Here is a 23,027-nt window from a genome sequence, read left to right on the forward strand (position 1 = left end):
CATGGCCGTGCAGGAGCAAGAGATCGACTGCCGTATCCGGCTGAGCCACACCGACTTCGTGATGGCCAACCACCTGGTCCACGGCGTCTCCGTGATGCCGGGCGTGACCTTCCTGGACCTGGTCCTGAGGGTCCTGATCGCCCAGGGGCTGGACCACCGCCGGCTGGCGCTGCGCGACGTGCTCTTCGCGGAGCCGGTGGTCACCGGCGGGGGCCGCGACCGCGAGCTGCGGGTCACCGTCGCCGCCGCGCCCGCCGGGCGGGCCCGGCAGGTGCGGGTGGAGAGCCGGTGGCTGGGCGACGGCGCCCCGGACGGCCCCTGGCGGGAGAACGCCCGCGCCGAACTGGTCGAGAGCGACGAGCCGCCGGCTCCGGTGCTGGACGTGGCCGGCCTGCGGGCGGCGGCGCTCGGCGAGGCGGACATGGACACCCTGTACGCCCGCACCCGCCGCGAGGGCATCCGGCACGGCGGCCCCATGACCTGTCTGGGCCGGCTGGTGCGGACCGCCGGCGACGGCCTGCTCGCCGAGCTGCGGCTGGACCCCTCCGGGGCCGCCCACGAGGCCGGCTTCCACCTCCACCCCGGCAAGGCGGACGCCTCCACCCTGGTGGCGTTCGGCCAGAACGAGGAGGTCGGGGAGGAGCCCTTCATCCCCTTCCACATCGGCTGGTTCCGCGCCCCCGGGGCCGTCGGCGAGCGCTTCCTGGTGCACGTCGCGCGCCCCGAACAGGCCTCGCCCTCCGGGGACCTGGTCCGCAACGACTACACGCTGCACGACCCGGACGGCCGGCTGCTCGCGGAGTTCCGGGACATGTCGTGCAAGCGGATCCGCCACCCCGAGCTCATCACCCGCCTGCTCGACGACGCCGGGGAGCCCGCACCTTCGGCCGTCGCCGCCCCGGCGGAGGGCGCAGAGGACGCAGAGGGCGCAGAGGACACGGAGGGCGCAGAGGGCGCGGCCGGAACGGCGGGTGCCGGGGGCACCCGTACCGCGCTCGCCGTGGCGACCGAGCGGCTCACCGAACTGGTCGCCCGGGAGCTCGACCGCGCCCCCGCCGATATCCCCGCCGACGCGGGCTTCTACGACCTCGGCCTGGACTCGCTGGCGCTGCTGCGGATGGGCGAGCGGCTGGAGTCCGTGGTCGGGGCCACGCTCTACCCCACACTGCTGTTCGAGTACGGCTCGGTGACCGCCCTGGCCCGCCACCTGGCCGCCACCTACCCCGGGGCGCTGACGGCCGGCGCGCCGGCGTCCGGCGGGGCCGCCGGCGTGGACCCGGCCTTCCGGGAGGAGCCGGCGGCGGGGCCGGCCGGCGCGGTCACGCTCTGCCGGACCGAGCGCTGGGTGGCGGCGGCGCGGCCGGCCACCCGCCCGGCCGGCGTCCTGGTCGTGCTGGGCGCCCCGCCCGGGTCGGCGGAGGAGCTGCGGGCCGGCGCCCGGCGGGTCGTCACCGTCGACCGGGCCGGGGCCTACGACCGGACGGGCCCGGACGCCTTCCGGCTCGACCTCGCCGACCGTGCGCAGGCGGCCCGGCTGCTCGGCGCGCTCGCCGACGAGGGCGTCGACCCGGCCGGCTACGTCCTGCACGCCCACGACCGGTCGGCCCCCGAACTCTGGGCCCTGGCCGCCGCGCTGACCGGGGCCAGGCCGCCCGGCGCCGTCCCGCTGCTGATCGCCGTGCCCGGCCCCGCGGCGCCCGGGCAGGCGGCGCTCGCCGCACTCGCCGCCACCCTCGGCGCCGAGGTGCCCGCGCTGCGCTGCCGGCTGGTGGAGACCGACGGCCCGGACGCCGCCGCGCTGCTGGCCGAACTGGCGGAGCTCTCGGGGCCGCCGGACGTCACGGAGGCCTCGGAGGCGACGAAGCGGGCCGGTACGGCGGACGACGCCGGATCCTGGGTGCGGTACCGCGCCGGGCGCCGCGAGGTCCGCCGCTGGGCGGAGGCGGAGCCGCTCCCGGCGGACGGCGGCTTCACCGACGGCGGCAGCTACCTGATCACCGGCGGGGCGGGCGGCCTGGCCACCCTGGTCGCCGGACACCTGGCCGCCCGGCACCGGGCCCGCCTGCTGCTGGTGGGCCGCCGGGAGGCCGGCCCGGAGCTGACGGAGCGGATGTCCGGCTGGCGGAGCCTGGGCGCCGAGGTCCGCTACCTGCGGGCCGACGTCTCCACCCGTGCGGGCGCCGAGGCCGCCGCGGCCGCCGCCCGGGACGCCCACGGCCGGATCGACGGCGTGCTGCACTGCGCGGGGACGGTCCGCGACGGGCTGTTCTTCCGCAAGGACGCCGCGGACCTCGCGCAGGTGTGCGCCGCCAAGGTCGACGGCACCGTGCACCTCGACGAGGCCACCGCCGGGGACGGCCCGCGGCTGTTCGTCCTGTTCTCCTCGCTCTCCGCCGTGCTGGCCAACCGGGGCCAGGCGGACTACGCGTACGCCAACGCCTTCCAGTTGGAGTTCGCGCGCCGCCGCGCCGCCGAGCGCCCCGGCCGCAGCCTCGCGGTGGCCTGGCCGCTGTGGGCGGAGGGCGGGATGCGCCCGTCCGGGGCCGCCGTGCGGGAGTCCGCAGAGCGGACCGGGATGCTGCCGCTCCCCACCGGGGAAGGCCTCGGGCTGCTCGCCCGGGCGGTGGCCGGGGGACCGCCCTGCCTGGCGGTCCTGCACGGTGCCGCCGACCGGGTGCCCGGGCTGCTGCCGGCCGCCGGCCCCGCGGTGGTGGCGGAGCCGGTGCCCGCCGCGGTGCCCGTTGCCGCGCACACGGCAGCGCCGGACCCCGACGAGGGCGCCGTCGCCGTCATCGGCCTGGCCGGCCGCTACCCGGGCGCGCCCGACCTGGACACCTTCTGGCACAACCTCGCCTCGGGCGTCGACAGCGTGGTCGAGGTCCCCGCCGACCGCTGGGACCACGATCGGTACTTCTCGGCCGACAAGGGCGCCGAGGGCCGCACCTACAGCCGCTGGGGCGGTTTCCTGGACGGCGTCGACGGCTTCCACCCCGCCTTCTTCGGGATCTCCCGCAAGGACGCCGAGCGGATGGACCCGCAGGAGCGGCTGTTCCTCACGGCGAGCTGGCACGCGCTGGAGGACGCGGGCTACCCCGCCCGGAACCCGGCCACCCGGAGCACCGGCGTGTTCGTCGGCGTGATGTGGAACCACTACCAGCTCTTCGCCGAGCAGGCCGGCGGGGTAGCGCCGACCGCCATGCACGCCTCGGTGGCCAACCGGGTCTCCTACACGCTCGACCTGCACGGCCCGAGCCTGGCCGTCGACACCGCCTGCTCCTCCTCGCTGACCGCCCTGCACCTCGCCTGCGAGAGCGTCCGGCGCGGGGAGTGCGAACTGGCCCTGGCCGGCGGGGTCAACGTCTCGATCCATCCGCAGAAGTACCTGCAGCTGGCCCAGGGCCAGTTCCTCTCCGCCGACGGCCGCTGCCGCAGCTTCGGCGCGGACGGCAGCGGCTACGTGCCGGGGGAGGGCGTCGGTCTGGTGGTGCTCAAGCGCCTCGACCGGGCCCGCGCCGACGGCGACCACGTCCACGGGATCATCCGGGCCACCGTGCTCAACCACACCGGCCAGACCAGCGGCTTCACCGTGCCCAGCCCGGCCGCCCAGGCCGAGGTCGTCGCCGGCGCGCTGGAGCGGGCCGGCTGGGACCCGGCCACCGTCGGCTGTCTGGAGGCCCACGGCACCGGCACGTCGCTCGGCGACCCGATCGAGATCGAGGGCCTGCGCAGGGCCTTCGCCGGACCGGTCGCGGCCGGTGACCCGGTGGCGCCCGGTCCGGTGCCGCCGGGCTCGGTGGCGATCGGCTCGGTCAAGTCCAACATCGGGCACCTGGAGAGCGCGGCCGGCATCGCCGGGCTGACCAAGGTGCTGCTGCAGTTCCGGCACGGCGAACTGGTGCCGTCCCTGCACTCCGAGCGCACCAACCCGCACATCGACTTCGCCGGATCCCCGTTCCGGGTGCAGCAGGAGCGCGCTCCGTGGCCGGCCGGGGACACCCCCCGCCGGGCCGGGATCAGCGCCTTCGGCGCCGGCGGTGCCAACGCCCACGTCCTGGTCGAGGAGGAGAGCCACATCGTGCCGCGTACGTCGGAACCGGCCGCCGAGGACCTGTTCGTGCTGTCCGCCCGGCGGGCACCGGAGCTGCGGGAGTACGCCGTCCGGCTGCTGGGGTTCCTCGACGGGCCCGGCCGCCCGGCCGCGTGGATCGCCGCCCGGGCCGCCGGGGTGCTCGGCGTCCCCGCCGCCGCGATCGGGTTCGACGAGCCGCTCGCCGACCTCGGGTTCGACGTCCTGGCCCTGCGCGAGCTCGCCGCGGCCACCGGCACCGACCCCGGACCGGACAGCACGGTCGCCGGACTGGCCGCCGCGGGAGGCGGTTCGGACCGGTACCTAATGACCGACCTCTGCTTCACCGCCCAGGTCGGCCGGACGGCCATGGCGCACCGGCTGGCGGTGGTCGCCGCCGACCCGGCGGCGCTGCGGGCGGCGCTCCGGCGGTACGTGGACGGCGGGGAGTGCGGCGCGGACGCCTGGTGGGGGAGCGGGCCCGTCACCGCGGAGTCCGCCGGAACTGCCGGGCCCGCCGGGTTCGACGCGGTCGCGGCCTACCGGGCCGGGCGGCTCGCCGAGGTGGCCGCGCACTGGGCCGGCGGCGGGGAGGTGGCCTGGGCCGACTGCCGGCCGGTCGGCGCCGCGCGGCGCCGACCGATGCCCGGCTACCCGTTCCAGGAGGAACCGTTCTGGGTCGGCCGCTGGCGGGCCGGCGCGGAGGGGGCGGCGGTCGCCGCGCGTCCGGAGCGTTCGGACTGGCCGGAGCGTCCGGTCGACGAGGCGGCGGACCGGGCGGTGCTGCCGGCCCCGGCCGCCGTGGGACCGGAGGCGGCCGTGCGGCCCGGCGACGGGGGCGGTCACGAGGGCGAGGCGGTGGAGTACCGGGTGCTCGACGCGGGCATCGCGCTGGTCGCCCTGCGCGAGCGCGGCGGCAACATGTTCACCGACGCGGTGATGCGCGGCCTCCAGGACGCCTTCGCCCGGATCGAGCGGGACGACGCCGTCCGGGCCGTGGTGCTGACCGGCACCGGGACGGTGTTCAGCATGGGGGCCACCCCCGAGGGCCTGGAGACGCTGGCCGGCGGCCGCAGCCGGTTCACCGACGTGCCGTTCGTCTACGAGGGCCTGGCCCGCTGCAGCCGCCCGGTGGTCGCGGCGATCGGCGGCCACGCCTCGGGCGGCGGACTGGCGTTCGGCCTGCACGCCGACCTCGTGGTGATGAGCCGCGAGGGCGTGTACAGCGCGAGCTTCCTCGGCTACGGCTTCACCCCCGGGATGGGCGCGACCCAGATCCTGGACGACCGGCTGGGCCGGGTACTGGCCGCCGAGATGATGTACACCGGACGCCCGTACCGGGGGGAGGAGCTGGAGCGGCGCGGCGCCGGCGTGCTCTTCGCCGACCGGTCCGAGGTCCTCGCGACCGCGCTCGGCCTGGCCCGGTCGATCGCGGAGAAGCCGGTGCAGGCGGTGCGGGTGCTCAAGCAGGACCTCGCGGAGCGGGCCCTGGCACGGCTGGCCCCGGCGATCGAGCGGGAGTCAGCCATGCACGACCGGGTGTTCGGTGCCGGGTCCGTCGACCGGATCCAGGAGCACTTCCGGAAGGTCGAGCGGTTCCGGTCCGGAGCCGCGGACCCGGCGGCACCGGTGACGGCTCCTGCGCCGGCTCCCGTCGAGGTCCCCGTCGGCGTTCCTGCCGAGGCTCCTGCCGCAGCCCTGCCGGAGACCCCGCCGCCGGTCGTTCCGCCGGTCGTGCCGGTGGTCGTGCCCGCGCCGGTGGTGCCCGCGCCGGACACCCCGCGGATCACCCGGGTCGTGGAGGAGGCGCTCTGCGAGAGCCTCTACCTGGAGCGCGAGGAGATCGACCCCGCGCTGAGCTTCAACGAGATGGGGCTCGACTCGATCGGCGCGGTCGAGCTGGTCCGTTCCCTCAACGAGGCGTTCGGCCTGGACGTCGACTCGGTCGCCGTCTACGACCACCCCACGGTGCCCCGGCTGGTGGCGCACGTGGGCGAGGTGATCGAGCGTGACCGGACCCTGCTGGCCGAGGCCACCGCGCCGGTCGCCGTACCCGCGCGGCCCGCTCCGGTGCCCGCCGCCGCCCCGGCCCCCGCTCCGGTGCGCACCGGTCGGGTGACCCTGTCCGCGCTCACGGCCCCCGCCGCACCGCCGGCGCAGGCCGCGCCCGTGGCCGTGGTGCTCACCCCGCCGACCGCGCCCGCGCCGTCGGTCACCGCGCCCGCGCCGGCCGACGTCCCACCGGTCGTGCCCGCACCGGTCGTGCCCGCACCGGCGAGGACCGCCGAGCCGGCCGCCGTGGCCGAGCCGCGGCCGCTCGACGGCGCGTCCGCCCGCCCGCCCGCCGGAACGGGGAGGGAGACGGGGACGGCGGACATCGCGGTCATCGGCATGGCCGGCCGCTTCCCCGACGCTCCCGACCTCACCGCGTTCTGGTCGAACCTCGCGAACGGCCGGGACAGCGTCCGCGAGGTCCCCGCCGAGCGCTGGGACCCGGCCGAGTTCTACGACCCCGACCGCAGGACCGTCGGCCGCACCTACAGCAAGTGGGCGGCGCTGCTCGACGACATCGACGCCTTCGACCCGCAGTTCTTCCGGATGTCCCCGCTGGAGGCGGCCGCCGTCGACCCCCAGCAGCGGCTCTTCCTGCAGACCGCCTGGAAGTGCGTCGAGGACGCCGGCTACGGGGCGGACGCCCGGGCCGCCCGCCGCTGGGGAGTCTTCGTGGGGTGCGCGACCGGGGAGTACCTGGACCTGCTCCGGGCCACCGGCGAGAGCGAGACCGCCCATGCCTTCCTCGGCAACTCGGCCGCCGTGCTGGCCGCCAGGATCGCCTACCACCTGGACCTGACCGGGCCGACCCTGTCGATCGACACCGCCTGCTCCTCCTCGCTGGTCGCCGTCCACCTGGCCTGCGAGAGCATCCGCTCCGGCGAGTGCGAGGCGGCGATCGCGGGCGGGGTCGCCCTGATGATCACCCCGCGGATGCACGTGCTGACCAGCAAGACGGGCATGCTGTCGCCGACCGGGCGGAGCGCGCCGTTCGACGCGTCGGCGGACGGCATCGTGCTGGGCGAGGGCGTGGGGGCGGTCCTGCTCAAGCGCCTCGACCGGGCGATCGCCGACGGCGACCACGTCCACGGCGTCATCCGGGGCAGCGGCGTCAACGGTGACGGGAGGACCAACGGCATCACCGCCCCCAGCGCCGCCGGCCAGGCCGCGCTGATCGAGCGGGTGCAGCGTCGGGCGCGCGTCCGGCCGGAGGACGTGACCTACGTCGAGGCGCACGGCACCGGAACCCCGCTCGGCGACCCGATCGAGGTCAAGGCGCTCGACCAGGTCTTCGGCCGGGACGGTGCCGGGAGCGGCTCCTGCGGCCTGGGCTCGGTGAAGGGCAACATCGGCCACACCACCATGGCGGCCGGCGTCGCCGGGCTGATCAAGGTGCTGCTCTCCCTGCGGCACCGCCAGATCCCGCCGTCCGTCAACTACGGGACGCCCAACCCCAACATCGACTTCGGCCGCAGCCGGCTCCGGCCGGTCACCGGGCTCACCCCCTGGCGGCCCGGCGCGTCGGGCGAACTGATCGGTGCCGTGAGCAGTTTCGGGTTCAGCGGGACCAACGCCCACCTGGTGGTCGCCGAGCCGCCGCGCCGGGACCGTCCGGGCGCCGTGGCCGAGCGGCTGGTGGTGCCGGTCTCCGCGCAGACCGGCACCGCCCTGGCGCGGACCCTCGACGACCTGGCCGACCGGCTCGCGGCCGACCGGCCGGCCCTCGCCGACGTCGCCACCACCCTCGCGGTCGGGCGGACCCACCACGGCGTGCGCGCCGCGTTCGTCACCGACGGTCTGGACGACCTGCTCGGCCAGGTGCGCGCCTGGTCGGCCGACGGGCCCCGCCGGACCGGCACCGGCCGCGCCGAGGAGACCGCCCGGAGCTACCTGGCCGGTGCGGACGTCGACTGGGCCGCCGTCGTCCGGCCGTACGGCGGGCGCCGCGTCCCGCTGCCGGGGCCCCGCTTCGACAACCGCCCGTGCTGGGTCACCCCGGCGTCCCCGGCCCCGGACCCGGTCGAGGCGGTCCCGGCTCCGCCGGCCGGCCGCACCGACCCGGTGGCCTGGCTCGCGGCCGACCACGTCGTGGGCGGAACCCCGCTGCTGCCCGGGGTGGCCGTCCTGGAACTCGCCGCCCGGGCCGCCGGGCTCGCCGCTCCGCTGCGCGTCTCGGGTCTGCAGTGGCTGCGCCCGGTCGACCTGACGGACGGCCGGCTGCCGGTGGTGACGCTCGACGGGGACCGCTTCACCGTCCTGGCCGCTCCCGGCGGCGCCGTCCACGCGCGGGGCCGGATCAGCGCCGCGCCCGGCCGGGAGGCCGAACGGCTCGACCTGCCGGCGATCACCGCCCGCTGCCCCGGGCACCGGTCCGGCAGTGACCTCTACCGGGGGTTCGCCGAGGCGGGCATCGGCTACGGGCCGTCCTTCCGTGCCCTGGAGGAGGTCCGCCACGGCGCCGACGAGGCGCTCGCCGTGCTGTCGGTGGCCGCGCCCCGGGCGGCCGAGCTGACCGGCCGTCCGCTCCATCCGGTGCCGCTGGACGCCGCCCTCCAGGCGGTCGCGGTCCTGGCCCCCGCCGTCCCCGCCGGTTCCGCGGCGCCCGCCTCCGGGGCGGAGCACCCGGCCGCCGCGACGCCGCAGGTGCCGTTCGCCCTCGCGGAGCTGGAGGTGTCGGGCCCGGTGCCGGCGGACGGGTACGCCCACGTGCGCCGGGAGGGGGGCGGCTACACCGTCCGTCTCGCCGACCGGGACGGGCGGGTGACCGCCCGCTTCACCGGCCTGGCGCTGCGCCCCGTCAAGGCCGCACCGGCCACCGCCGCACCGCGCACCGCCGTGCCGTCCCCCGCCGCAGCCTCCCCCCTCGTACCGCCCCCCACCGCGGGCCGTGCCGCCGCTCCGGCCGCCGCCGTTCGCGCCGGCGGGCCGGCCGACGGTCCCGCCGGGATCGTCCACGTGCCGCGGTGGCGCGAGGCCCCGGCCGCCGGGCCGGCCCCGGCCGGTGGCGCCCGCACGGTCCGGATCGTCCACCGCGCGGGCACCGCCGACCTGGCCGCCGCGCTGGTGGCGGCCCACCGGGCGGCCGGTGACCGGGCCGAGGCCGTCACCGCGCTCGACCCGCAGGACACCGCCCCCGACGTCGTCCACTTCCTCGCCTGCGAGCCCCACCGGGGCGGCGCCCCCGAGCACGACCCGGCGGTGCACGAGCTGTTCGGCACCCTGCGGACGCTGATCGCCGGGGGAGCGGCCCGGCCGCTGACCCTCAGGGTGGCGCTGGCCGGGGCCGTGGACACCGGCCACGGCCCGGTCCGCCCGCACGCCGCGGGCCTGCTCGGGCTGGCCCGTTCCGCCGCCGCCGAGTACCCGGCCTGGACGGTCGGCTGCGTCGACGTGGGCACCGGACCGCACACCCCCGGCGAGCTGGCGGCACTGCTCCTCCGCGAGCCCGCCACCGACCGCCTGGTGGCGGTGCGCGGCGGGCGCAGGCTGGTCCGCGACCTGACCCCGGGCTCGCTGCCGCTGACCGGCCACCCCTACCGGCCGGGCGGCCACTACCTGGTTCTCGGCGGCACCGGCGGCATCGGCCGGGAGCTCGCCCGGCACCTCGCCCGGACCGTCGGCGCGCGTCTGACGATCGTCGGCCGCCGCGCGGCGGACACCGCCGTGGCGGCGCTGCTGGCCGAGGTCGAGCGGCTGGGCGGCCGGGCCCGCTACCTGCGGGCCGACGCCACCGATCCGGCGGCCCTGCGCTCGGCGGTCCGGGCGGGCCGGCGGGCGTTCGGCGCCCTGCACGGGGCCTTCCACACCGCGCTGGTCCTCGGCGACCGCACCCTCGCCCGGATGGACGGCGCCGGGCTGGCGGAGGTGCTCGCGCCCAAGGTCGCCGGCGCGGTCGCGTTCGGCGAGGCACTGGCCACCGAGCGCCCGGACTTCGTGGCGTTCTTCTCCTCCGCGATCGCCTTCACCGACGCGGCGGGCCAGGGCAACTACGCGGCGGCGAGCACCTTCGAGGACGCCTACGCGGCGGAGCTGCGCCGGCGCTGCCGGTTCCCGGTGACGGTCGTCAACTGGGGCTACTGGGGCAGCGTCGGAGTGGTCGCCGACGAGCGGTACGCGCGCCGGCTGGCCGGCTTCGGGGTCGGCTCGATCGCCCCGGAGGAGGGGCTGGCCGCGCTGGACGCGGTGCTCCGCAACGCGCTCCCGCAGGCCCTGGTGATCCGGGCGACGGCGGACGGGCTGGCCCGGCTCGGCGCCGTCCCGGCCGGGCCCGCCACGGGTCCCGCCGCCGGATCCGCCACCGGCGCCCCCGCCGGGCCGGCCGACGAGGTCGCCCGCTCCCGGGAGGCCTTCGCCGCCCTGGAGCGGCTGGCCCCGGCCCTGCTGGACCACCGGCTCCGCGGGGTGCTCGGCAGGCCGGACGGCGACGCCGACACCCTGGCGGCCCGGCTGGCGGTGCTGCCCGGCCGGCGGCGGCTGTTCGACGCGCTGCTCGACCTGCTGGCCTCGGCCGGCCGGATCACCCGGTCCGGCCCGCTGGTGGCCGCCGTCGACGGCCTGCCGGAGCCGGACCCCGCCCCGGAGGCGACCCACCCCGACCTCGCCCCGCACCTGGAGCTGCTGCGGCGCTGCGTCGCGGCGGTGCCGGACGTGCTGGCCGGCCGGGTGCGGCCGACCGAGGTGCTGTTCCCCGGCGGCTCGGCCGAGCTGGTCGAGCGGGTCTACCGGGGCCAGGCGTCCGCGGACTTCTACCACCGCCTGCTGGCCGAGGAGGCCGTCGCCGCGGCGACCAGGACCCACCGGGAGACCGGGCGGACCGTCCGGGTGGTCGAGATCGGCGCCGGGACCGGGGCGAGCACCGCGTTCGTGCTCCCCGCCCTGGCGGCGGCCGGCGTGCCGGTGGACTACCGCTTCACCGACGTCTCCACCGCGTTCCTGCGGCGCGGCGAGGACGCCTTCGCCGCCGCCCACCCGTCCGTCCGCTTCGAGGTCCTCGACATCGAACGCGACCCGGCCGGGCAGGGCTTCGAGCCGCACGGCGCCGACCTGGTGCTCGCCACCAACGTGCTGCACGCCACCCGCGCGATGGAGCGGACGCTCGGCCACGTCCGGGCCCTGCTCGCCCCCGGCGGCACCCTGCTGGTCAACGAGGTCACCCGGGCCGCGCACTTCCTCACCCTCACCTTCGGGCTCACCCCGGGCTGGTGGCGCTACGAGGACGCCGGCCGGCGGCTGCCGCACGCGCCGCTGATCGGGCCGGCGGTCTGGCGCGAGCTGCTGGAGCGCGCCGGGTTCGGTCCCGTCCGGGTGCGGGGGTTCGACGGCACCGCGCCGGACGAGCTGGAGCAGTGCCTGTTCGTCACCACGGCGGCCGGGCCGGCGACCCGCCCGGCGCCCGACGCCCCCGCGGCCGTGCCCGCGGAGGTGGCCGCCGGCACCGGCGGCGGGGCGGAGCACGACGGTGGGGCGGAGCAGGACGGCGTCGGGCGGGCCGGGCGCGCCTACGTGCGGGGCGTCTTCGCGGAGGTCCTCCGGTTCGCCGTGACGGACCTGGACGACCGCGTGACCTTCGAGAACTACGGCGTGGACTCCCTCGTCAGCCTGGACATCCTGGCCCGCTTCGAGCGCGACCTCGGCCCGCTCCCGGCGACCCTGCTGTTCGAGCAGCTGACGATCGCCGACCTCGCCGCGCACTTCGCCCGGACCTTCCCGGAGCACTTCGCGGCGGCCCAGGCACCCGCCGGAACCCCGGCCGGGCCGCTGCCGCAGCCGACGCGGACGCCCGGGTCGCAGCCGCAGACCGGACCGTCGCAGCCGGGGCGCTCGCCCGTTCCGGCCCCGTCCGTTCAGGCCCCGTCCGTTCAGGCCGCGTCCGTGCCGGTCCCGACGGTGTCGGTCCCGTCCGTGCCCGGGTCGGCCGGGCACGCCGAGGAGCCCGTCGCGGTGATCGCGGTGGCCGGCCGCTACCCCGGCGCGGAGGACCTGGACGACTTCTGGCGGCTCCTGGCCGAGGGCCGCAGCGGCATCACCGAGGTGCCCGCCGACCGCTGGGACTGGCGCACCCACTTCGACCCCCGCAAGGGCCGGCCCCAGCACTCGTACAGCCGGTGGGGCGGCTTCCTGGAGGGCATCGACCGCTTCGACCCGTCGTTCTTCGGCATCCTGCCGCGCGACGCCGCCGACATCGACCCCCAGGAGCGGCTGTTCCTGGAGACGGCCTGGAACCTCCTCGACCGGGCCGGCCAGCTCGGCGAGGCCACCCGGGAGCGGAACACCGGCGTGTTCGTCGGCACCATGTACGGCTCGTACGGCCAGCTCGCCGCCGCCGGCTGGGCCGAGGGCCGACTGGCCGGGGCACACTCCGCCTACTGGTCGATCGCCAACCGGGTCTCCTACGTCCTGGACCTGAACGGCCCGAGCTTCGCGGTCGACTCGGCCTGCTCCTCCTCGCTGCTCGCCGTCCACCTGGCCTGCGAGAGCATCCGGCGCGGCGAGTGCCGGACGGCGATCGCGGGCGGCGTCAACCTGATCCTGCACCCCGCCCACCACGTCTCGCTCTGCTCGATGAACATGCTGTCCTCGGACGAGCACGGCAAGGTGTTCGACGCCCGGGCCGACGGCTTCGTGCCGGGCGAGGGGGTCGGCGCGGTGCTGCTCAAGCCGCTGCGCGAGGCCGTCGCGGACGGCGACGAGATCTGGGCCGTCATCCGGTCCGGTCTGACCAACGCCGGTGGCAAGACCGGTGGTTACACCGTGCCGAACCCCAACGCGCAGGCCCGGCTGATCACCGAGGCGGTCCGCCGGGCCGGTGTCGATCCGGGGACCATCGGCTACGTCGAGGCCCACGGCACCGGCACCGAACTCGGCGACCCGATCGAGCTGTCCGCGCTGGGCCGCGCGCTCGGCACCGGTACGGGCGGCGCGCTGCGCTGCGCGGTCGGCTCGGTGAAGGCGAACGTCGGCCACCTGGAGGGCGCCGCCGGCATCGCGGGGCTGACCAGGGTGCTGCTCCAGCTGCGGAACGGCCGGATCGCCCCGGTCGCCGGGCTGGAGACGGTCAATCCGAAGATCGCGCTCGACCCCGACCGCTTCGTGCTGCCCACCGCGCTCACCGCCTGGCCGAGCGCCGACGGTGCGCCGCGCCGCGCGGGCGTCAGCTCCTTCGGGGCCGGCGGCGCCAACGTCCACCTGGTGCTGGAGGAGTACCCGGACACCCGGGAGCGCCCGGGCCCGGCGGCCGGCGGGCAGCTGTTCCTGCTCTCCGCCCGCACCCGGGAGCAACTGCTGCGGTACGCCGGACTGGTGGCCGCGCACCTCACCGGGGCGGGCGCCGGGACGGACTTCGCCGGACTGTGCCTCACCAGCCAGGTGGGCCGCCGGGAGTTCGCCGAGCGGCTGGCCGTCCCGGCCGGGGACGCCGCCGAACTGGCGGCGCTGCTCGCCGGGGTGGCGGCCGGCGCGGTGCCGGAGGGAGTCCTGCTGGCCACCGCGGCCCGGGGTGGCGAAGCCGGGGCCGGCGGCGGGGAGAGGGACGAGGACCCGGCGGTGCGCTGGGTGCACGGCGGTGCCGTCGACTGGCTGGGCCGGTGGCCCCGGCCCCGGCCCCGCCGGGTCGCCCTGCCGCCCTATCCGTTCGACCGGACGCGGCACTGGCTGCCGGCTCCGGCCGCCCCGGCGCCCGCCGGAGCCGCGCCGGCCGCGGACGCCCCCGGCGAGGCCCCGACGGCGGTGGCCCCGGTTGCGGAGGTCCCGACGGCCGCGGTCCCGGCCACCGGGGCGGCGGCGCCCGCCTCGGCGCCGGTCACCCGGACCGTCTTCCGGAAGCCCGTCTGGGAGAGCGTGCCCGCACTGCCGCCGGCCGCGGCGCCGGCACTGCTGCTGGTGGTCGCCGACGACCCCGCGCTGACCGGGGCGATCGACGAGGCCCTGGCGGGATCGGCGACCCGGGTCGTCGTCCTGACGCCGGGTCAGGAGTCGGCCGTCCGCCCCGACGCCGTCCTCCACACCGGGGACGTGCACAGCCTCATCGCCACCTGCGCCGCCGTCCTGCGGGACCGGCCCGGCGCGGTGCTGCGGGCGGTCCACACCCATGTCGGCGCGGAGCCCGAGCAGGTGGCCGCGGGCGGTGTGCTCCGGACCCTCGCCCTGGAGCACACCGGCTTCACCGGTACCCGGGTGGAGTTCGCGGCCGGCACGGACGCCGTCACCCGCGCCCGGCTGCTGCTGGCCGAACTCGGCGGCAGCGACCAGGAGGTCCGGCACCGGGCGGGGCTGCGGCTGGTGAAGCGGCTGGCCGAGTTCACCCCGCCGCCCGCCGGGGAGCCGGTGGTGCGGCCCGGCGGGGCGTACCTGATCACCGGCGGCGCGGGCGCCCTGGCCCTGCACTTCGCCGGGTTCCTCGCCGGACAGGGGCCGGTCCGGCTGATCCTGGCCGGCCGCTCGGAGCCCGGCGGGGAGGCCGCCGCCAGGATCGCGGCGCTGAACCGGGACGGCGTCACCGTCTCGTTCCGGCGGGCCGACGTGACGTCCGCGGAGGACGTGCGCGGACTGGTCGCCGAGGCCGGGGCAGCCCTGCGCGGCGTCATCCACACGGCCGGCGTGACCCGCGACTCGCTCGCGGTCCGCAAGACCCGGTCCGAGACCGCCGAGGTCCTGGCGCCGAAGGTCACCGGCACCCGGCTGCTCGACGAGGCGACCGCCGACCGCGAACTGGACTTCTTCGTGCTCTGCTCCTCGGTGGTCGGCGAGAGCGGCAATCCCGGGCAGGCCGACTACGCCGCCGCGAACGCCTTCCTCGACGCCTTCGCCGCGGAGCGCGAGGAGCGCCGCCTGCGCGGCGAGCGCTCCGGCCGGACCGTGTCCGTCGGCTGGCCGCTGTGGGCCGACGGCGGGATGGCCGTCGACGACGCCACCCGGCGCCTGTTCGCCCGCCGCTGGCGGATGGCCCCGATGCCGACCGGCCGGGCGCTGGACGTACTGCGGCGCGCGCTGGCGGCGGGGGAGCCCTCGCTGCTGGCGGTCGAGACGCTGCCCGAGCCCCCCGCGGCACCCGGCACCGGGGCACCCCCGGCCGACGCGGTCGCCGCCGGGCTGCCGGAGGTCCGGGCCGTGCTCCGCCGGCTGGCGGCCGGCTTCCTGCTGGTGGACGAGGCGGACGTCGCGCTGGACGAGGACCTGATGGACTCGGGCTTCGACTCCATCTCGCTGAGCGAGCTGATCAACCAGGTCAACGAGCTGTACGGGCTGGACCTGCTGCCGACGGTCCTGTTCGAGTGCGCGACGCTGGAGGCCTTCGCCGCGTACCTGGTGCGGGAGCACCGCCCCGCCGCGGCCGGGCCGGCGCAGTCGGCCGAGCCGGTGCCCGGGCCGGCACCCGAGCCGACGGCCGCACCGCTCGCCGTCGGACCTGATGCCGAGCCGGACGAGCCGGACGAGCCGGATGCCGAGCCGCGCGTCCCGGCCGTCGTCCCGGCCACCGCCCAGGCCACCGCCCAGGCCGTCGTCCCGGCCGGCGGCTCCGCCACCGCCCCGGACGTGGACGGCGTGGCCGTGATCGGCATCGCCGGCGTCCTGCCCGGTGCGGCCGACCTGGACGGCTTCTGGGAGCGGCTGGTGGCCGGGGAGGACCTGGTCGGCCCCGTGCCGGCCGACCGGCTTGAGCTCCACGCGCACCCGGACACCGCCGGCCTGCGCGGCGGCTTCCTCCCGGACGTGGGCGTCTTCGACGCGGAGCTGTTCCGGATCGCCCCGGCCGAGGCGGCGCTGATGGACCCCCAGCAGCGGCTGTTCCTGCAGACGGTGTGGCGGGCGATCGAGAACGCCGGCCACCGGCCCGCCTCGCTCGCGGGCAGCGATACCGGATTGTTCGTCGGCGTCTCCACCACCGACTACGCGGACCTGCTGCGGATGCACGGCACCCCGGTGCAGGCCCACACCGCCAGCGGCATCGCACACTCGATCCTGGCCAACCGGGTCTCGCACGTGCTCGACCTCCGGGGCCCGAGCGAGGCCGTCGACACCGCCTGTTCCAGCTCGCTGGTCGCACTGCACCGCGCGGTGCGGGCGCTGGCGGCGGGAGACTGCTCGCTGGCCGTCGTCGGCGGCGTCAACGTCCTGCTGAGCCCGGGGCTGTTCACCGCCTTCCGGCAGTCCGGGATGCTCAGCCCGGACGGCGCCTGCAAGACCTTCGACCGGTCCGCCGACGGCTACGTCCGGGGCGAGGGGGTCGGCGCGGTGGTGCTGAAGCCGTACGCGGCGGCCGTGGCGGACGGCGACCACATCCACGCGGTCGTCCGCGCCGCCGCGGTCAACCACGGCGGCCGGGCCGCCTCGCTGACCGCGCCGAACCCGGAGGCCCAGGCGCAGGTCCTGGTGCGCGCCTACCGGGAGGCCGGGGTCGACCCCCGGGCGGTCGGCGCGATCGAGGTGCACGGGACCGGCACCCGGCTGGGCGACCCGGTCGAGGCCGAGGGCCTGAAGAAGGCCTTCGACACCCTCTACCGGGACCGGGGGCTCCCGGCTCCCGGGCGGCCGCACATCGCGCTGGGCTCGGTGAAGACCAACATCGGGCACCTGGAGGCGGCGGCCGGCATCGCGGGCCTGCTGAAGACGGTGCTCGCCCTGCGGCACGGCGTGCTGCCGCCGAGCATCCACTACTCGGACCCCAACCCGCTCCTGCGGCTGGACGGCACCCCGTTCTTCGTCAACGACCGGGCCCGGCCGTGGAGCGGCGAACGGGTCGCCGGGGTCAGCTCGTTCGGCTTCGGCGGCACCAACGCGCACGTCGTGCTGGCCTCGTACGACCGCCCGGCGGCCCCGGACGGTGGCGGGCCGCAGCTGCTGGTCCTGTCGGCCCGCACCGGGCCGGCGCTGCGGGAGTACGCCGCCGCGCTGGCGGACGCGCTGGAACGGGACCCCCGGCCGGACCTCGCCCGGGTCGCCTACACCCTGCAGACCGGCCGCACGCCCTACCGGCACCGGGCCGCGGTGGTCGCCGGCTCGCCGGCGGAGGCGGTGGCCGCGCTGCGCTCGCTCGCCGGGGGCGTCCCGGCCGGCCCGGTCGGCGAGGCCGCGGCGGACGCCGGGGAGGCCGCGCCCGGCCTGGACCTTCCCGAGCTCGCGGCCCGCTGGGTCGAGGGCGCGGCCGTGCCGTGGACGGAGCGCTGGCGGGGCCGCGGTCCCGGCCGCACCCCGCTGCCGGGCGCGCCGTTCGGCGGCCGGGCCCACTGGTTCGACGGCCGGGCGGCCGGGCCGCCCGGCGAAGGGGCGCGACCGGCCGAGGTTCCGCCGAGTACTACGAGGAAGAAGGAGACCGACGTGGCCGAGCCGGCCAGCAAGCCCCGCGAGCACGGAGCCGCCCGGCCCCGTCGCCGTACGGCCAAGATCGTCCTGTCGCCGGTCGGCGCCCCGGCCCCGGCCGTCGTCCCGGCCGTCGTCCCGGCCACCGCCGTCGTGGAGACCGTGCCGGGCGGCACGGAGTCCGCCCGTCCGACCGCGGTCCCGGTTCCCGCCGCGGTCCCGGTCGCGCCGGTGGCCGTCGACGGCGCGGAGGTGGCCCGGGAGATCACCGCCCAGGTCGCCGACATCCTCGGACTGACCCCGGCGGAGGTGGGCCCGGACCAGCTCTTCGGCGACCTCGGCCTGGACTCCATCTTCCGGATGGACCTCGCCCGCCGGCTGAGCGCGACCTACGGGGTGGAACTGCAGGCCGCCGAGCTGTACGAGTACGACACCGTGGACCTCCTCGCCGGGTTCGTCCGCGCGCACGGCCCGGCCGCCCCGGCCGGGACCGCCCAGGCCGACCCCTCGGTGCCCGCCCCGCCCGTGCAGGCACCGAACGCGGCCGACCTCGCGGTGCCCGCCCCGTTCGCGGCCACCGAGCCCGCACCTGCCCTGTCCGCCCCACCCGTGCCCGCCCCCGCCCCCGCCCCCGCCCCCGTGCCCGTCCCGGTCCCCGCCCCCGCCGCGCCCGCGCCGCTCGACCGGAGCCCGGCGCCGGAGGAGGCGCTCGCCCGGCTCGTCGAGCGGATCGTCGGACGGCCGGTCGACCCGGCGCGGGACTTCACCGCCAACGGGCTCTCCTCCTTCGACATGCTGCGCACCGTCAGCGCCCTGGAACGGCGCTTCGGTTCACTGCGCAAGACGCTGCTCTTCGACCGGCCGACGGTGCCGGCGCTGGCCGCCCACCTCGTCGACGGCCACGGCCGCGAGCGGACCGCCGTCCTGCTCGCCGAGGCCGTCGAGGCGGCCGGGAACGCCCCGGCGGCCGGGGCCGACGCCGTCGTGCTCGGCCCGGTGCCCGCCGCCCCGGCCCCCGCTCCCGTGGCCCCTGCGGTGCCCGCCCCCGCCCCCGCCCCCGTCCCCGCTTCCGTCGCCGCGGCCCGGCCGGCCGCGCCGCACCTTCCCGCGGCACTCCCGCTGATCGTGCGCAAGCGCTCCCTGGACGCCCTCCCGGAGGTGGCGGAGCTGCTGGCCGGGATCGACCGGCAGCACGCCAAGGAGGGCGGCCTGGCCGGGCGTGACATCGCGCCGCTGGCGTTCGTCGGCTCGACCCGGCGCGCCTACTTCAACTTCTCCCGGCGCGACGAGCACCTGTTCGCCTGGAGCTACGCGGGCTCCGAGGAGGACTTCGCCCCGCTGGCCGGGGAGTGGCTGGCGTACGCGCAACGGCACGGCCTGCGGCCGAACTTCCTGTCGCTGATCCCGCTGACCGGGGCCGGAGGCTCCCCGCTGACCGCCACCCCGTTCGGCGCGGTCCAGCGGCTGGAGGACCTCGCCGGGTTCTCGCTGGCCGGCGGCCGGATGAGCCGGCTGCGCAACCTGGTGGCCCGGTTCGAGCGGTCCGGCGCCGTCTCCACGGAGGAGTACACGGTCGGCAGCGACGCCGCGACCGACCGCGAGATCACCGACATGATCGTCCGTTGGGGCGACCAGAAGCAGATGGTCAACCCCTATGTGGCGGTGGTGCGGGAGGAGCTGGCCCGGGGCCGGCTGGACGCCCGGCACCGGATGTTCCTGACCCGGGTGAACGGCGAGCTGGCCAGTACGGTGATCGTCACGAAGATCCCCTCCGAGCCGGGCTATCTGCTCGACCTGGAGTTCTATCCGGCCGAGGCGCCCCGGGGCGGCCTGGAGTTCGCCATCGTGCGGATCCTCCACCGGCTGCGCGAGGAGGGTCTGACGCTGTTCAGCTTCGGTGCCAGCTTCGGCGTCAAGCTGGCCGAGTCGCCGAACGCGGCCCCCGAGGTGGAGCAGGGGCTCGCCGAGCTGCGCTCGATCGGGGTGTTCGGCGAGGGGAACTTCCAGTTCAAGAACAAGTTCCGGCCCGTCAACCTGCCCGTCTACCTGTGCCAGCCGGCCGGGCACCGGCCCACCCCGGTGTCCGAGGTGATCCTGATGATCGCCAATCCGGACCTCGGTGCCGCCGTGCCCGAGCTGCACGACGGCGCCACGGCCCCGGCGGCGCCGGTGGCCGTCCGCCCGGAGGACCCGCCCGCCGTCCGGCCCGCCCCCGTCCCCGCGACCGCCCCCGTTCCGGTCCCCGTCCCCGTCCCCGCCGCGACGGCCGTCCCGGCCGCCGTCACCGGGCCCGCGCCCGTACCCGCCGCCGCACCCGCCGCCACCGCCGCCGTCCGGGCCGCCCGCCTCGCCGAGGCGGGGTACCACGTGCTCGCGCTCGCCCCGGGCGACGTCGAGTTCGACCTGGTCACCGACTCCTGGGCCGAGCTGGACCACCCGATGGTGCGGGCCCGGGCCACCGTGCTGGAGGAGCGGATCGCCCGCGACCGCTCCCCGGCGGACTTCACCGCCCCCGGCTGGCTCCCCTTCGCCGACGCGGTGCCGACCGCGTCCGGCCGGGCCGCCGAGGCCCTGCTCTGCCGCAGCTGGCCGGGCCCGCGCGGGACCGTCCTGCACAACGGACTCTTCTTCACCTGGCTGCTCGGCCTCGCCGACACCGGCTTCACCCCGGTCCGGATCGGCCCGGCCGCCGACGGCCCGGCCGCCGGCACCCCGCACGGTCCCGGCGGCGGCCTCCCCGGCGACCTGGACCTGTCCGCCCTGCGGGCCGCACTGGCCCGCGGCGGCGCCGCCGTCTCCTTCGTCGCCGTCGAACTGTGCGGCAACGCCGACGGCGGCCGGCCGGTCTCGGTGGCCGGCCTGCGGGCCGTCCGCGAGGCGGCGGACGCGCACGGCGTCCCGCTGGTGCTGGACGCCACCCGGCTGCTGGAGAACGCCGTCCTCGTCGTCGAGCAGGAGGACGGCTGGCAGGGCGCGGACCTCTGGAAGGCGGCCGAGGCACTGCTCGGCACGGCCTCCGCGGTCACCCTCAGCCTCTCCAAGGACTTCGGCGTCGCCACCGGCGGCCTGGTGGCGAGCGGCCTGCCCCAGCTGACCGAGCGGCTGCGCGAGCACGTCGCCCTGCGCGGCGCGGAGACCGGGCTGGCCACCCGCAGGCTGCTCGCCCGTGCCCTGGCCGAGCAGGACGAGACCGCCGCGCTGGTCCGCGAGCGGGTCGCGGCGGTACGGGAGCTGTGGACCGGGCTCCGTGCGGCGGGCCTGCCGGTCGTCGGCCCGGCCGGCGGGCACTGCGTCCTGCTGGACGTGGACCGGATGCCGCGCTTCGCCGGCCTCGCCCGTCCGGTGGAGTCCTGCCTCGCCTGGATCCACCAGGGCACCGGGGTGCGCGCCGCCCCGCACCTCGCCGACCCGCGCCGCATCCGGCTGGCCGTCCCGGTGGGCTCCGGCCCCGGGCGGGCCGCCGAGGTGGCCGCCCGGCTCGCCGCGCTCTGGCGCTCGGACGCGCCGGTGCCGGACCTGCTGCCGGTCGACGGGACCGGCACGGCCGGCCGGCCGCCCCGCTTCCACCCCGCCGCCGGGCTGCCCGAGGACATCGAGGGCGCGATGCGGGAGGGCCACCGGGCCCGCAACGACAACGCGGCCGTCCTGGCCGAGCACGCGCCCGCCACCGAACGGCTGCTGCTCGCCCTGCCGGAGGGCGAGGTCGAGGTGTTCACCGCCGGCACGGGGCCGGTGCTGCTGCTCATGACGCCGTTCAACATCGGCGCCGGGGTCTTCGTCCGCCAGTACGCCGAACTCGCCGCCGGCCACCGGCTGGTCACCGTCCACCACCCCGGGGTCGGCGCCACCACGGCGCGCGGCGACCTCACGCTCGACGGCATCGCGGAGCTCTACCGCACCGTCCTGGACCGGCTGGGCGCCGACGGCCCGGTGCACGTCCTCGGCGCCTCCTTCGGGGGCCTGGTGGCCCAGGCCTTCGCCCTGCGCCACCCCGGCCGCACCGCCACGCTGACCCTCGTCGGCAGCTCCTACAAGGTCGGCAACCGGCGCGGCGAGGTCAACCGGCTGTCCACGGTCGCCGCCGAGGACTTCGACCGGATGGCCGCGGCCGGCCTGCCCGCCGCCGAGCGGGCGGCCCTGGAGGACCTCCTGCTCCGCTGCGAGAGCATGGACCCGCAGATCGGGCTGAGCTACCTGGACGTCTTCGCCGGCCGGCCCGACCTCGCGGCCCGGCTGGCCGGGATCACCGCGCCCACCCTGGTGATCCGGGGGAGCGACGACACCGTCATCCCGCCGAAGGCCGTCCACCTGCTGCACGGCGCGATCCCCCTGGCGGAGCTCGCCGAGATCGGCGGGGCCGGGCACTTCCCGTGCCTCACCCACCCGGCGGCGGTCCACCGGCTGCTGCTGCCCTTCCTCACCGCCCACGAGACCACCGGAGGCCGGGGTTGAGCACCCTGCGGCGCACCGAACGGATCAGGCCCGGGATGTGCGGGCACAACTCCCTCTTCGCCGGCCAGGTCGGCGACTGGACCTGGGACGCCGTCTCCGAGCTCTGCGGCACCGACGTGCTGAGCGCGCGGGACGCCTCGGGCGAGCCCACCTACCTGTCCTTCTACTACTACCGGGTGCGCGGAAGCCGCCGGTTCCACCTGCGCAGCCCCGCGTTCGGCGACGAACTCGACGTCACCACCCGGCTGTTCGGCTTCGGCAGCGAGTCGGTGCTCACCCTGCACCGGATCGGCCGTTCCGCCGGCGCGGCGTCCGGACCGCTGGAGCCGGAGGACTTCTACGCCTTCGCCGACCCCGACTGCCTCTACGTGGAGAACTTCAACCGCTGGGTCGCCCGCGGGGACGGCCCGTCCAACGCGGGCCTGGTCCGCGCCTCGCCGCCGGACTTCCGGCACGAGCACCTCCCGGAGCTCCCCGAGCGGTTCTCCCCCCGGCACGCCTACGGCCGGGCCCGGCGGGAGCTGACCTTCCACGACCACGAGGCCGACGGGGACCGGCTCGTCACCGAACTGGACGTCGACTACGAGGTAGACCCGTCCCGGGACCTCAACGGCGCCGGCCTGCTCTACTTCGCCTCCTACTTCTCGATCGTCGACCACGGCCTGCTCCGGCTCTGGCGCGGCCTGGGCCGCGACGACCGGTCCTTCCTCGACCGGGTCGTGGTCGACCAGCAGCTCTGCTACCTGGGAAACGCCGACGCCGGACGGCCGCTGACCGTCCGGCTGCGGCACTGGCGGCGGCCGGACGGCGGCGAGGCCGTCGACGTGGTCCTGCGCGACCGCGACCCGGACCGCCTGCTGGCCGTGTGCTCACTCCGACTGGACCGGGAGAACCCAGCATGACCGCACCAACCGCCGCCCGCGACCGGATGACCGCCGTGGTCCGGGAGGTTGTCGACCGGATCCTGCCCGGCGTGGTCTGGGACGGCACGACCGGCCGCAAGCACCTCAGGGAGCTCGGCGCGGACTCCGTCGACCGGGTCGAGATCATCCTCGGCCTCATCGAACGGCTCGGCCTGGAACGCGACATGGCCGCGTTCGGGGAACTGCCCGACGTCGACGCCCTGGTGGACCACCTGCTCGCGGCCGAGGGGAGCCGCTGA

The 23,027-nt window shown here is 77.5% G+C and carries 3 protein-coding genes; all 3 read left to right on the forward strand.

Going from position 1 to position 23,027, the window contains the following annotated elements:
* Position 1: 1 nt before the first annotated feature.
* The 3 genes from ACFCX4_RS03760 to ACFCX4_RS03770 are packed head-to-tail and all read left to right on the forward strand — an operon-like array spanning position 2 to position 23,027.
* Positions 2–21,865 (forward strand): SDR family NAD(P)-dependent oxidoreductase, encoded by a 21,864-nt coding sequence (locus ACFCX4_RS03760; RefSeq protein ID WP_376138637.1) that lies wholly within the window; start codon positions 2–4, stop codon positions 21,863–21,865.
* Entirely contained in the window at positions 21,862–22,767 is a 906-nt protein-coding gene (locus ACFCX4_RS03765; RefSeq protein WP_376138639.1) for an LnmK family bifunctional acyltransferase/decarboxylase, read from the forward strand. The genes ACFCX4_RS03760 and ACFCX4_RS03765 overlap by 4 nt, the downstream gene beginning before the upstream one ends.
* The gene (locus ACFCX4_RS03770; protein WP_376138641.1) at positions 22,764–23,027 is read left to right on the forward strand and encodes an acyl carrier protein; all 264 of its coding nucleotides are present in this window, start codon (positions 22,764–22,766) and stop codon (positions 23,025–23,027) included. The genes ACFCX4_RS03765 and ACFCX4_RS03770 overlap by 4 nt, the downstream gene beginning before the upstream one ends.

This window comes from Kitasatospora sp. NPDC056327 (genome assembly GCF_042261735.1).
Lineage (GTDB): Bacteria > Actinomycetota > Actinomycetes > Streptomycetales > Streptomycetaceae > Kitasatospora.

Bases quoted from the DNA above. Each gene is read 5' to 3' on its own strand.
- ACFCX4_RS03760 (WP_376138637.1), top strand. From the start codon at position 2: ATGGCCGTGCAGGAGCAAGAGATCGACTGCCGTATCCGGCTGAGCCAC.
- ACFCX4_RS03770 (WP_376138641.1), top strand. From the start codon at position 22,764: ATGACCGCACCAACCGCCGCCCGCGACCGGATGACCGCCGTGGTCCGG.